14 protein-coding genes are annotated in these 13,368 nt (G+C 45.9%); 6 read left to right on the top strand and 8 right to left on the bottom strand.

The window, feature by feature from the left end:
* Window positions 1-133 precede the first annotated feature (133 nt).
* Entirely contained in the window at window positions 134-1,573 is a 1,440-nt protein-coding gene (mltF, locus tag U868_RS0103540) for a membrane-bound lytic murein transglycosylase MltF (RefSeq protein WP_025152085.1), read from the top strand.
* Here mltF and tadA read toward each other — a convergent pair whose 3' ends face one another.
* The 3 genes from tadA to U868_RS0103525 form a co-directional block, all read right to left on the bottom strand.
* Window positions 1,574-2,101, bottom strand: coding sequence for a tRNA adenosine(34) deaminase TadA (gene tadA / locus U868_RS0103535; protein WP_025152084.1), 528 nt, complete (start codon window positions 2,099-2,101; stop codon window positions 1,574-1,576).
* 65 nt (window positions 2,102-2,166) lie between these two features.
* On the bottom strand, window positions 2,167-2,805 hold the full coding sequence (gene leuE / locus U868_RS0103530) for a leucine efflux protein LeuE (protein WP_025152083.1): 639 nt from the start codon (window positions 2,803-2,805) through the stop codon (window positions 2,167-2,169).
* A 98-nt stretch (window positions 2,806-2,903) separates the two neighbouring features.
* Entirely contained in the window at window positions 2,904-4,382 is a 1,479-nt protein-coding gene (locus U868_RS0103525) for an MFS transporter (protein ID WP_025152082.1), read from the bottom strand.
* A gap of 144 nt (window positions 4,383-4,526) precedes the next feature.
* On the opposite strand from U868_RS0103525, the gene U868_RS0103520 reads away from it, so the two are divergent.
* Window positions 4,527-5,120: a TetR/AcrR family transcriptional regulator gene (locus U868_RS0103520; RefSeq protein ID WP_025152081.1), complete on the top strand. Its 594-nt coding sequence runs from the start codon at window positions 4,527-4,529 to the stop codon at window positions 5,118-5,120.
* Window positions 5,121-5,188: 68 nt separating this feature from the next.
* Here U868_RS0103520 and map read toward each other — a convergent pair whose 3' ends face one another.
* The 3 genes from map to trpS form a co-directional block, all read right to left on the bottom strand.
* Complete coding sequence (map, locus tag U868_RS0103515; protein WP_025152080.1) at window positions 5,189-5,965, bottom strand: type I methionyl aminopeptidase; 777 nt, start codon at window positions 5,963-5,965, stop codon at window positions 5,189-5,191.
* On the bottom strand, window positions 5,958-6,164 hold the full coding sequence (locus U868_RS0103510) for a ParD-like family protein (RefSeq protein WP_004241949.1): 207 nt from the start codon (window positions 6,162-6,164) through the stop codon (window positions 5,958-5,960). Before U868_RS0103510 ends, map begins: the two co-directional genes overlap by 8 nt.
* 108 nt (window positions 6,165-6,272) lie before the next feature.
* On the bottom strand, window positions 6,273-7,286 hold the full coding sequence (gene trpS / locus U868_RS0103505; RefSeq protein WP_025152079.1) for a tryptophan--tRNA ligase: 1,014 nt from the start codon (window positions 7,284-7,286) through the stop codon (window positions 6,273-6,275).
* A gap of 344 nt (window positions 7,287-7,630) precedes the next feature.
* Between trpS and U868_RS0103500 the strand changes: the two genes are divergently transcribed.
* Window positions 7,631-8,038, top strand: a complete 408-nt coding sequence (locus U868_RS0103500; RefSeq protein WP_025152078.1) for a hypothetical protein — start codon at window positions 7,631-7,633, stop codon at window positions 8,036-8,038.
* A gap of 1,187 nt (window positions 8,039-9,225) precedes the next feature.
* On the opposite strand, the gene U868_RS0103495 is transcribed toward U868_RS0103500, so the two are convergent.
* The gene (locus U868_RS0103495; RefSeq protein ID WP_025152077.1) at window positions 9,226-9,438 is read right to left on the bottom strand and encodes a hypothetical protein; all 213 of its coding nucleotides are present in this window, start codon (window positions 9,436-9,438) and stop codon (window positions 9,226-9,228) included.
* A 636-nt stretch (window positions 9,439-10,074) separates the two neighbouring features.
* Between U868_RS0103495 and U868_RS0103490 the strand changes: the two genes are divergently transcribed.
* Together U868_RS0103490 and U868_RS0103485 are read left to right on the top strand one after the other, a co-directional pair.
* Window positions 10,075-10,407, top strand: a complete 333-nt coding sequence (locus U868_RS0103490) for a helix-turn-helix domain-containing protein (RefSeq protein ID WP_025152076.1) — start codon at window positions 10,075-10,077, stop codon at window positions 10,405-10,407.
* A 184-nt stretch (window positions 10,408-10,591) separates the two neighbouring features.
* Window positions 10,592-10,762: a hypothetical protein gene (locus U868_RS0103485; RefSeq protein WP_162817204.1), complete on the top strand. Its 171-nt coding sequence runs from the start codon at window positions 10,592-10,594 to the stop codon at window positions 10,760-10,762.
* On the opposite strand, the gene U868_RS0103480 is transcribed toward U868_RS0103485, so the two are convergent.
* A complete protein-coding gene (locus U868_RS0103480; protein WP_029990582.1) occupies window positions 10,735-11,628 on the bottom strand; it encodes a DMT family transporter in 894 nt (297 codons plus the stop codon). The genes U868_RS0103485 and U868_RS0103480 overlap by 28 nt on opposite strands.
* 1,238 nt (window positions 11,629-12,866) lie before the next feature.
* On the opposite strand from U868_RS0103480, the gene tssB reads away from it, so the two are divergent.
* Complete coding sequence (gene tssB / locus U868_RS0103475) at window positions 12,867-13,364, top strand: type VI secretion system contractile sheath small subunit (RefSeq protein WP_025152075.1); 498 nt, start codon at window positions 12,867-12,869, stop codon at window positions 13,362-13,364.
* Window positions 13,365-13,368 lie beyond the last annotated feature (4 nt).

The following is a 13,368-nucleotide window of genomic DNA, read 5'->3' as shown; positions in this document are numbered from 1 at the left end:
TTTCCGCCCCTGAAAACGGAATAAAGTTGCACAGCGACAAAATGTTGAGCAAAATGTCCGATTACTGGAAATATAACCATGGTAATTTATGCCTCAGAATGAATTTTTTTTGTGTAACCGGTGAGACACGCCTTTGGTACATAAAAAACTAAATTACGTCGTCATCGTCGTCGTCGCGCTGTTCGCTGCGGCGCTGATCGCTATCAATATCAGCTGGCCATCACAGCAGCCGCAGCTCAACCGTATTCTCGCGCGGGGGGAGCTGCGTGTCAGCGCGATGGCATCACCGCTTATCAGCTTTAATAAGCAGGGACAGGCCAGCGGGTTTGATTACGAACTAGCGCAGCGTTTCGCGGACTATCTCGGTGTAAAACTGGTGGTGCGGGAACGCAGCGGCGTTAATGATCTGTTCAGCGACCTTGACAATAACGATGCCGACCTGCTCGCCGCCGGGCTTATCTATAATGAAGACCGCCTGGACACTGCGCTGAGCGGCCCGACTTACTACACCGTGGCACAGCAGCTTCTCTACCGCATGGGTAACAAACGTCCGCGGGATTTGGGCGATCTCGGCTCCCCGGTCTGGGTCACGGCCGGCAGTGCTCACGCGCGTCTGCTCCGCCAGCTTAAAGCAGATAAATATCCGGATCTGGACATCCGCGAGGTTACCGATAAAAACAGCAGCCACCTGCTCCAGCGGCTGGCAAAAGGTGAAATTGATTATGTCGTCAGCGATTCTGTCAGCGTGGCGCAGGAGCAGCATATTCACCCGAATGTCACGGTCGCCTTTGAGATCACCGAAAATCAGCCGCTGACCTGGTATCTGAAACGCAGCGAAGACAGCAGCCTGAACGCTGCCCTGCTCGATTTTTTCAACCAGACACGGGAAACCGACACTCTGGCACGCCTGGAAGAGAAGTATTTCAGCCACATGAACCAGTTTAATTATGTGGATACCAAAACCTTTATTAATGCCATCAATACCCAGCTGGCGACTTACCGTCCGCTGTTTGAAAAGTACGCCGGAAAAATGGACTGGCAGATCCTGGCGGCGATTGCCTGGCAGGAATCACACTGGAACCCGACCGCCACCTCACCGACCGGCGTGCGCGGCATTATGATGCTGACACGACCGACTGCGGATTTCTTCGGGATTGAGGATCGCCTTGACCCCGAACAGAGCATCAAGGGCGGCGGAACGTATATTAATTATCTGATGGATAAACTGCCGGACTCTATCCCGGAGGATGAAAAAATCTGGTTTGCCCTGGCGGCTTATAATATGGGCTACGGCCATATGCTGGATGTCCGCAAACTGACCGAAATGCAGGGAGCGAACCCGGACAGCTGGCTGGATGTGAAATCCCGTCTGCCGCTGCTGAGCAAAAAAGCCTATTATCAGTCTCTGCCATACGGCTATGCGCGCGGTCATGAAGCTTACCGCTATGTGGAAGGGGTACGCCGTTACCAGCTCAGTTTGCAGGGCTATCTCGATTTACATCAGGAAGAGCTGCGGTTACAGCAGCCGCAGGAAGAAACGGCAGAGATTCTGACCTCTGCCGCACCATACTGATCACTCACCTTCTGTCTGCGGATTGTCCGTATTCTGTTTTTTCAGGGCTTTTTTCTCCGCACGGCGGCGGCGGAAAAATTCACTGAGCATTGCCGAACACTCCTCCCCCAGCACGCCTCCCGTCACTTCCATATAATGATTGAGACGCGGTAAGGTCAGCAAATCAATAAATGACCCCGCAGCGCCTGTTTTCGGCTCTGCCGCGCCGTACACCAGACGTTTGATCCGGCTGTGAATCAGCGCTCCGGCACACATCATGCAGGGTTCGAGGGTGACATACAGTGTGGCATCGGTCAGCCGGTAATTTTCCAGCACCGCCCCGGCCCCGCGCAGCGTGACAATTTCAGCGTGGGCAGTCGGGTCATGGCTGAGGATCGGCTGATTAAAGCCACCGGCAATGCGCTGATTATCTTTTACCAGCACCGCCCCGACCGGGATCTCCCCGGCCAGTGCCGCCTCTTCCGCCAGCGCCAGCGCCTGCCTCATCCAGAATTCATCATTATTATAAGGTGTTGTACTGTCAGTCACGTGAATACCTGCTTGTTTAAAATCAGGCACAGTATAGCGTCACTTTTAGCAGACAGGCAGTGTCTTTACGCCGTAAACAGCGCCAGTTTGGCGGCAAATCCCATGAAAAACAGCCCGATGGTACTGTTACCCGCTTTTGCCGCCTGTTTTTTGTGGCGGAAAAACTGCGATAACTTAGTGCCGCTGTAAATTAAAAAGGAGAGATACAAAAAGCTGACCGTTTCCAGAATCAGCGCCAGTACGCCATAGCTCACCGCCGGATGGGTATAATTAAAATCAATAAACTGGATAAAGAAAGAGACATAAAACAGAATTGCTTTCGGGTTTGTCAGGCTCAGGATCAGCGCTTTATTAAAGGCATTTTCCGCTTTCAGCGGTTTATCCTCATGACGCCCCTTCTTCTGCATAAACGTGGCATAGAGGATTTTCAGTCCCAGATACAATAAATACGCGGCACCGAGGTAACGCACGGCGGTAAATAATGCCGGAGAGGCTTTAATCACTGAGGCCACGCCCAGAAATGACAACATGATCAGTACCGCATCACCGGTAAATACGCCCAGTGCAGCCTGGTAACCCTTTTTGTACCCGAATGTCGCGCTGGATTTAAGGACATACAGTGAGTTCGGCCCCGGCACAAGGATAATAAAAATAACACCGATAATATACGTGCCGATATTCAGTATGCCCAGATTTTCAAACATAACGCCTCCGTGGTGTGTGCCTATTTACAGCTGTTTTTTATTATTTTGAGTTCAGATTAATAAATCACAAAATACACGCCACGGATATACCCTCTCTGTTATAAGGTTATTTTCCCGTTTTCCTGCGGCATTTTGCGGCGGCGGGGATAAAATATCAGGATAAATACCCATACTGCCGATAATGCTGCGCCTGCCATTGCCAGATTAAACCCGCCCGCAAAGGCTTCATAAACCGTATTCTGCACTGTGGCTGTCAGTTCTCCGCTCTGTACGCCGGTGATAAGCTGCTCTGCTGACGGCAGCTGACGGTGCTGCGCAATACGGACCGCCCGCTGTATCATCAGGGTGCCGAGCAGTGCCACCCCCAGCGTCATACCGGTCTGGCGCATCATATTCAGTGTCGCCGATGCCACACCGGAACGCGCCGGGTCAGCGGCATGCATAATCAGCGCCCCGGTGGCGGGAATCGATAACCCCATACCGGTACCGAGCATAAACAGCATCAGCCCTGTCAGCGGATACGGCGTATACGGCGTCAGCAGTGTCATCAGCCCGCAGGCTGCCGCCGTCAGCAGCAGACCGGTACCGAGGATCAGCCGGATACTCAGTTTGCGGGCGATCCGCCCGAAAGAGAATGCAAACAGCGCCATGGCGATAAATTCCGGCGACATCCGCCATCCTGCTTCAAGGGCATTCCAGCCCTGTGCTTTCTGTAAAAACAGGGCAATAAAAAACACATTAGTGTAGGCCGCAAAACCGATTACAAACGAGGCCAGATTATAGTGCAGATACTCGCGGCGCCTGAAATCCGCCAGCGGCAACAGCGGTTTTGTCACCCGGTTTTCGGTGTACAGAAATAATAAAAGAAAAATAATCCCGCCAGTGACAGTGAACAGCGTCAGCGGATGCAGCCAGCCATAAATACCCGCCTCTGTCAGCCCGTACGTCACACACCCCAGTGCTGCGATACTCAGCAGCTGCCCTGCCGGGTCAAATGCCGCTTTCTCCGGGTCGGCACTTTCGCGGATACCATACTGCCCGAGCAAGAACGTGATTATACCGACCGGAATATTGATCAGAAAAATGCCTTCCCAGCCGGTGGTATGCACCAGCACGCCGCCGAGGATCGGCCCGGTAATCAGTGACAGCGCACTGACCGATGACCAGATACCAATCACCCGGATACGCTGCTGATTATCCGCAAAGGTATGTGTGATCAGCGACAATGCGCCGGGGATCAGCAGCGCCGCCGCGATTCCCTGTACCACCCGCCCCGCCAGCAACAGCGGCAGCGTGTCCGCCAGGGCACAAAGCAATGAGCCGAGGGTAAAAATCAGCACACCCGCCAGCCACATCTTTTTGCGCCCGTAACGATCACTCAGCGGACCGGCGGACAGGATAAGGGCAGATAAACACAAGGCATAAGCATCTATCAGCCACTGCAATGACACCATCGGTGCATCCAAATCATGCTGAATGGCCGGCAGTGCCACATTCACAATACTGATATCCAGCGTTGCCATAAAAGTACCCAGGCAAATCGCGGTGGTAACGGCAAAATAACGAAGTCTGTTCATCGTGTTCTCCTTTCATAACGGCAGAATACACACTGACCGACCGACGGTCAATCGAAGTGAGAACGTATTTCATTTGCGCGTTTTTTTCGCCTTCCTGCCCCGTAAATGGCATAATCAGGGTTTTCCGTTATACAAGGCGCGTTTATGACTCAGTCAGCAGAACACAAACCCCGTTTTAAACCTGCCGATGTCCGGATCAATGAACTGATGGATGCCGCCGAATCACTGTTTCTCGAAAAGGGATTTGATGCCACCACCGTCAGTGACATTGTGGCGCGGGCCGGTGTCGCCAAAGGAACCTATTATCACTACTTTGCCGCCAAACCGGATATTTACGAGGCATTGCGACACCGCTATATGGACTGGTTCCTGTCACAGACTCAGCAGGCAATGGATGCCTGTGCGGCAGGTGATGCGGATGCCAGACTGGCAGCCTGGTGTGACCGTTCTGTCACCGCTTATACAGAGAAACAGGAGCTGCATGATGTCCTGTTCCATCAGGGGTTTCACCAGCAGGGTAATGACCATGAAAATGCCGTGCTGAATCAGCTGCTTGCCCTGATTGCGGAAGGTGAGAAGCACAGTCACTGGCAGGTGGCACATCCGGATATCACGGCAATGATTATTTATCACGGCATGCATGCGGCGGTGGATACGCTGCCGCAGTCCGGACACCACACCGCACAAACGCTGGGCGGCGTACTGTATGAACAGTTTCTGCGCTTTGTCAAAGGCTGACCAGCCCTGACAAAAAAAGCCCGGTCGCAGCCGGGCTTTTCACACTCTGTTGTTTATACAGACAAAAATCAGCGTAATGTTTCATCCGCACGCAGAGTTAACACTTCATAGCCGGTCGCAGTCACCAGAATGGTGTGCTCGGACTGTGCGGATAATTTTTTATCCCGCGTCACCACTGTCCAGCCATCTTTTTTGGTTTTGATTTTCGCACCGCCCTGGTTAATCATCGGCTCGATGGTGAAGGTCATCCCCTCTTTCAGTTCCGTCCCTTTACCGCGCACACCATAGTGCAGCACCTGCGGGGCTTCATGCATCTCACGGCCGATGCCGTGACCACAATACTCACGCACCACGCTGTAACCGCGTGACTCGGCATAATGCTGAATAGCAGAGCCGATATCGCCCAGCGTCGCGCCCGGTTTCACCTGCTGAATACCTTCCCACATGGCGTCATAGGTGGTTTTCACCAGTTTACGTGCCAGCGGGGATGCTTCCGGCATCACATACATTTTACTGGAATCCGCAATAAAGCCGTTCTTTTCCAGTGTGATATCCACGTTAATGATATCTTTGTCTTTCACCAGTTCGTCCGCTTTCGGGACACCGTGGCACACCACTTCATTCAGCGAGGTATTCAGCACATACTGAAACCCGTACTGCCCTTTACTGGCAGGACGTGACTGAAGGGTATTCACAATATAATCTTCAACTTTGTCATTAATCGCCAGCGTGGACACGCCCGGTTTAATGAAGTCGTCCAGCATGGCAAAAACGCTTGCCAGCAGACGGCCTGATTCCCGCATCAGCTCAATTTCTTCCGGTTTTTTTATAACGATACTACTCATGCTGTTCTCCTTTCCGGCTGACAGATTCTTTTTCCAGCATTTCGCTGACAAGCATTGTGAAGGTTTTATCCGGATTCATTTCAGCCTGCATTCCGATTTTGATCCAGAATTCTGCCTGAGCATTGATAGAGCGCGACATCACTGTACTCGCACGGCGCAGATATTCATGTAATTCATCGGAGATTTTAACAATACCCACGTAAAATCCTTAACTGATAAACCATATATAAAACAGATATGGTTCGTATAATAGACCTCACGCAAACGGGAATCAATCGCATCCTGCCAAATCCGCATGTTCTGTCAATCAGAAGAGCAATAACCCCATTCCCCGTTTCACCCGATCTAGCGTCTGCTGTGTCACTTCCCGCGCTTTTTCTGTTCCGCTGCGGATCACCGAGAGCAGATAAGGTTTATCCGCCATCAGCCGCGCCCGCTCCTCACGGACAGGTGCCAGCAGCGCCTGCAGGCACTCATTCAGCACGGCTTTGCACTCTCTGTCCCCTAACCCGCCCGCCTGATAACGGGCTTTCATCTCAGCAACAAGAGTCGTATCCGGATGAAACGCATCCAGATACGCAAACACCACATTGCCCTCAATCCGGCCGGGGTCGGACACCCGCAGGTGCTGCGGATCGGTAAACATTGCATTAACGGCGCGCGTCAGTTCATCGGCACTGACAGAGAGATTAATCGCATTGCCCAGTGATTTTGACATTTTCCCGTTACCGTCAATCCCCGGCAGGCGTCCGGTTTTACCGACTTCAGCACGACAATGAACCAGTAATTCCTGCCCGGTAATATGATTGATTTTGCTGACAATCTCATTAGTCTGTTCAATCATCGGCAGCTGATCTTCCCCGACCGGTACCAGATCAGCGTTAAACGCGGTGATATCTGCCGCCTGGCTGACCGGATAAATCAGAAACCCGGCAGGCAGTGTACGGGAGAACTGCTTCTGAATGATTTCCTGTTTAACCGTCGGATTACGCTCCAGCCGGGAAACGGTCACCAGATTAAGATACAGCAGCGTCAGTTCAGCCAGTGCAGGCAGCGCAGATTGCAGACAAATCACTGAACGGGCAGGATCGATACCTGCCGCCAGGTAATCCGCCGCCACATCATAAAAATAACGGTTTACGTTTTCCGGTTGCGCGCCGTTATCCGTCAGTCCCTGCATATCCGCCATCAGAATATACTGCACGGCAGAATGCTGAAGTCTGACCCGCTGCTGCAGCGAGCCGGTATAGTGCCCGAGGTGCAGCGGCCCGGTGATACGGTCACCGGTCAGAATAACGGATTGCGTGTGATGAACAGACATAGGATTTCCTCTTTTATTATGATCAGAGGCCGCCGGGGTGAATGCAATATGTCTGAAATGAAATCGCCGCACTCCGGCGGCGATTTTTGCAATTAAAACTGAATAACAAAACCGGCGCCGCACGTTGTGCGCCACCAGAAAGCATGGTGTGATAAGCAGACTGCCATTTTATTATTCATCATGCTGACAATGTACAACCTTTATGGTTTATTACCACTCTTTTTTTGGCTGCGACGGATAGATGATCTTTCTGAACGCGAATAAGGCAATCACATGATTTCGGCTTCGATGTAATCAGGGTAGTTTGTCAATCTGGATATCACTGAGTCATAGGGTAAGTAAATATGTCTTTGGTTATAGGTAACGGTTGCTTTCCGTGTATTATTGATATTTATAAAGTCTTAGATGCATTTAAGTATACTGCTCACCCTACCCTGAGTATCTGGGAGAAAATTAAGGAGTTTTTCTGCCGTACTCATCAGACAGAGGCAATGTCATACTTTCATAAATTATGCCATCCTGATCCTGCCACAACCCAAGCTGAAACAAAGGCACTCTTCAGAAAATTAACTTTGTTAGCGCATCCCGGCTTTACAGGTTCTTTTTTAACTACTGAATATAATGGAATACTTAATTTACGCATTACGAATGCGGAAGGTGGCAACTTGCTGAAAATACGTATCTTAAATGACTATTATGTCCAGTGGAACGATAGTGTGGATCATTTTTATCCACTCGGTCAGTCAGACTGAATTTAATTATGGTTTCCATAGCGGACCGGCTTAAAACATGCCCGGTTTCGTATCATGTTCAGGATGCCGTACAATCGCTATCGCGTTACGCGCTACCGTCAGGAGATTCACATAAATACATCTGCTATTACACTGACAGACACGATGATCGGGGAATACCCTTTTATTTACATACGTTATTCTTTGTCAGCACGAGCGGGGGTAAAAATGACAAATCATGACAATAAATCAGTTTTCTTTCATTGAGTTAACGTCTTTATCCGGTAGAATCAGTCAATGAAAACACATTATGATTTATCACCTCTTCCGGAGAATATTTATCGGACCAGATTAAAGTTACGTTAAGGAGAATATATGTTTTTACTGACACTCGGATTTATTATCTTATCCTGTCTGTTTGCCACCGTCATGAGCCCGAAATGGGATGATTAAATGAACGCAGCATTATCTCTCTGAACGCCTTTCAGTATTATACCAACACTGAAAGGCGTTTTATTTACGATGTTGTACAATACCGTATTCTCCCTTACCTTCACGGCAAAACACACTTTTTGACCAATCATCTTTTGACTAATTCATATAACTTAACTATCTTAGACGTGTTACCAAGCTGAAAGTAACACCTGACGCCTCTGAACCGGTTTCGTTTGTTCAGAGGCTTTTTTATTTCCTGCGGGAAATTCTGACCGATACCCTGACAGTATATTGTATTTACTGAATAAATTACGCCATGACACATACACCCGGCCTGATACAAACCACTACGTGCAAATACTGAAAATAACTGCGGATACATTTTTATACTGTACATCTTCCATACAGTGATTATATTGATAAGTGGTTTTAATTAATTGATATTCACATTACTGACCTGCTCCTGACTGTGCAGGTACTCTTTCTGACATGATTTACCCGCATACTGACCTGTGCGGGTATTTTTTTATTCCCCTGATTTTGATGTGACGTCGTATAAAATAACATCTGCCCGCCGGCTTTCCGGTTACGGCCTTATGTTGTCCTTTTGTTTAGATTACTCCCTTTATTATACACATATGAACTTTCCATTCTGTTCATACCTATATCGTTTCCGCCCGGCCACGTTTTGTGTCTGGGCTTTTTTTTGTTCTTTTCTCTTGCCTCCGGGCACAAAAAAGGCCACCGAAGTGGCCTTAACTATTTTCCTTGTATCAGCGGGGAATTTTGATGATCCCGCCGATAAAGACACCGATGATAAACGGGAATACCCCAAAGCCGAGGCCGATTCCCCCGCCGATAATCAGCTTACCTCCGGATTTTTCCGGTGTTACCGGAGAGGAAACATTGCCGGTTCCCGGCCGGAGGAAATCAGCGATTCCGCTGCCGCTGACGGCTTCACATTCACGGACAGATAATTCTTTCATATGGATATCCTTATCAATAAAAAGTCACATGCGACATACCGGTTTGCAGGTAATGCGGTGATATGTGCATTTGTATACTCTATACCCTTTAAGTCTGAATCAGGAAATCCTTTTTTAATAACATAAAAAAACTGAAGACTGTCAGTATATCCCTGTATTCATGTTAATTAGTCTGCCGTCTTTTTTCTTAATTCCCGCTGACACCGTCTTTCTTATCTCGTTATAATATTTTGATACAGCCTGTCTGATTTTTATTATTGTTATATTAGATTTTATTAACAATGAGGGTTTTCACTATTTTAGCCTGTCTTTATTATCTTATATTCATAGAATCAGAACAATAAACTAAAATACCAAATGAACGGTTTTTGACTAAAATCAATAAAAAAATACCGAACACTATGAATACTAACACTTATTTACTATTTCACCAATATACTACTTATTTATTATACTTCAGCCATTTATATTGTACCCACATTACGACTATTGCATTAACAATTACCGTGCGTAGAATATACATCGTCGTCACACAGACAGATTAGTTATATTAGTCAGGCATGATACATTAATTAAATTACTTTTATTATCATTATTCCAGGATACCATTTTTATCTGCATATAAGGCTCTTATTTATGCCCGTTAATAACAAACGAAATTCCGCTGTCATTAATCAGGCAGCTGGTGCTGTTATTCGTTCATTACGGAAAGAAAAAAATTTATCAGGCTATGATTTAGGTTGTTTAACCGGATTAAGTCAGCAGCAGATCTCCCGCTATGAGCGTGGCAGCAACCATCTGACACTCAACCTGCTCATTACGATATTACTTGCTCTGGATACGACACCGGAGGATTTTTTATACCAGATGAACATTCATTGCGGCTTTACTGACAGTAAAAATATGCTGTCAGTATTCAGAAAGGATCGTTCATCATTTAATGATGATGAAACTGTATTCTACAGCTGATATTTACCACTTAGTACCGGAAATATTATATTTATTGTGTTAATCTTCAATATAATTAAACAAAAAACGGTGACAATAAACTATCTTATTCATTAAGAATAACTGATAACTATTCAGTCACAAATACACTTTTATTTTTTATTACTATTCGCAGGAATTCAATAACCGCTCAGTGGGTAACTCCGTGGCGCCGAAACAGAACACCCGCAGTGTCCCGTTCGGTACCATTGCCACCCTGCCCGGCAATAATGCCGGTGAGACGATCACCGGCATTATGACATCGTGTATTATTCACGCAGATGAAGGTGTGTGTTTCAATACATCCCTTTATTTTTTTGCTGAAGAACAAAAATAAATTCCGGATATAATTAATACACCGCTCAAAAAATGATAACTGTGTAATTTTTCACTGAGGAAAAGAACCCCGAAGAAACCGCCACTCAGCGGGATCAGATGAGAGAAAATCTCCCCTCTTGTTGCACCGATAGTCAGTATGCCTTTATTCCACAGCAGATATGAGAGCCATGACGGAAAAATAACCAGATAGGCAAGCCCGGAGATAAACAGCGGTGAGGCATAATTGCCTGTATTGCTGATCTGAACATCATGTAAAAACAGATAAATAATCAGTACCGGTAACATCATCAGACTGCCGGTTACCGAGCTGATAGCCACAAAGGCATTACCGTTTACCTTACGGGGTTTCAGTCTCAGAAAAGCACAATACAATGCCCAGCTGATAGCGGATCCCAGTGCCCACAAATCCCCTTGATTTAAATGACTGATGACTTTTGTAAAATTAAGGTCACCTTTAAATATCAGATAAATCACACCTAACGTACTCAGTAATACGCCGATATAATTTCTTTTTTGAATTTTTTCTTTAAATATCATCGCATTAATCAGCAAAACAATGGAGGGTGTTGCTGACATATAAATAGCGGCATTAAGCGCCGTGGTATATTGCAAACCGATATACAGCGTAACCGGGAATAAAACCTGTCCGCATAATGACAGAAACAGGATTATCCCTTTTGCCTTTTTCATAAACGCCCACTGCTGTTTAACCTGACTGAAATACAGTGTCATCAGCAAAACAGCCGTCACCAGCCAGCGCAGCTGCGATAAAATCACCGGGTCAGCTTCAGATACCAAAAGATGCCCGACAACATAGTTCCCGCCCCAGAAACACGCCGCCAGCGTTAAGAATAAATAAGGCATATCCCGCCCCCGCCTGGTCAATATTTATCCGACCGTAACATGATGCCCCCGGAGCAGGTTTGTTATTTATCAAAATAGTTATGGATTTTAAAATAATTTTTAAGATGTATAACTCAGAGTGCCGGGCTGGTTATCACTGCTGCTGTTACAGACATAATGCAGAGTCCGATCAGCCGGGGTAAAGCATCCATCTGCATCTCTCGGAATAATCCACTTGCGCATGAATTTTTGAAAAGGCAGGATGTTAATCCTAAACTAAATTGATAACGAATATCGATTCAGACTAAAAATTCATCAATAGCAGATCAGGCATTTAACAAAAAACCAGTCAAGAAGAAAAAATATCAGTAAAACAAGGCATTGCCGCTATTCTGCGTCACGATCCAAAAAATTAAAAAAGGTAACAGGATACTACCACCACTATCTGATTGATATTTATCAAAAAAATAACACCACCAGAGAAAACAATATATATAAAACGATAATATTCCGGTTTTATCGCAATGTTATTTTCTAATATCCGAAATATAATATCGCTTATCGCCCGATAACTTCATCCTCTTCTTCTTTACCCGCCAATACTGCCCTATTCTGTTTGCAGAATTTGTCTGAAAATCGTTTTTCATCATGAAAAATGTTTCCATTTATTAGTAAACCGAATTTACGCAATATACATAAGCACATGCCAAAATTTCTGCGGTTTTTTTTATAAATTAAAAAATACACATATAACTACTTATGATTTCATTAACAAATGTAAAATAATATTTCACTGTTTAAATAGATACTTTCGCTCACAGAGCTGGTTAAGTTTTACTCAGTGTGATTATCATACAGTTACTGCATTGATTATTTAATATGCTTCAATTGCCTTCTCTATATTTTTCTTTATTTTCAATCACCCCCTGACTGACTACTATTCACATGCGTAATCAATAAGACATTTCACTAATTAAAAACACAATTAATTTAACATTTTTATATCACCTGACTAACACACCCGGTTTATTAGTAAAATAATTTTATTGATTGACAGGGGCGTACCGCAGGCGATAACTTCTGCGCTAACGTATTTCACGACCCGAACTTAATCCAAATATTTTAATTAACACAAAATACAACTAATTACATAGATTACGTGTATTCATCCGGTGACACAGCCCGGTAACAGCAATCACTTATCTTATGTATCTGTACGGGACAGTTAATTCCCTCTCAAAAATTCATAAGGACAGTCAATGAGTAAAAATGACCTTGGCAGCGTTGCGCCGAAAGAACGTATTAATATTAAATACACACCTCATGACGGCGGAAGCCAGGCAGAAATTGAATTACCTCATCATTTGCTGGTCATTGGTGACTTCAAAAACAAAGAAGAAGATACACCGATTGAAGAACGTAAAACCGTTTCTGTCGATCAGAATAACTTTAATTCAGTGATGGAGAATTCAGGTATTAACCTGACATTTGCTGTTAAAAATCACCTTGAAGAAGAAAGTGATTCAGAAATTCCTGTCAATCTTGATATTAAATCTCTGCGTGATTTTTCCCCTGACAATATTGCGAAAAATGTTCCGGAATTAAATAAGTTACTTGAATTACGGGAAGCATTAGTTGCGCTGAAAGGGCCGATGGGAAATATCCCTGCATTCCGTAAACAGCTTCAGGCTCTGCTGGATAATGAATCCACCCGTGAGCAACTGTTAAAAGAACTGGATATCGTCAGTAATAAATAATTGA

It is taken from the genome of Morganella morganii H1r (genome assembly GCF_000633515.1).
GTDB classification, from domain to species: domain Bacteria; phylum Pseudomonadota; class Gammaproteobacteria; order Enterobacterales; family Enterobacteriaceae; genus Morganella; species Morganella morganii_B.
The sequence above is the reverse complement of the archived record's forward strand: the minus strand, read 5'-3'. Positions and strand labels throughout refer to the sequence as shown.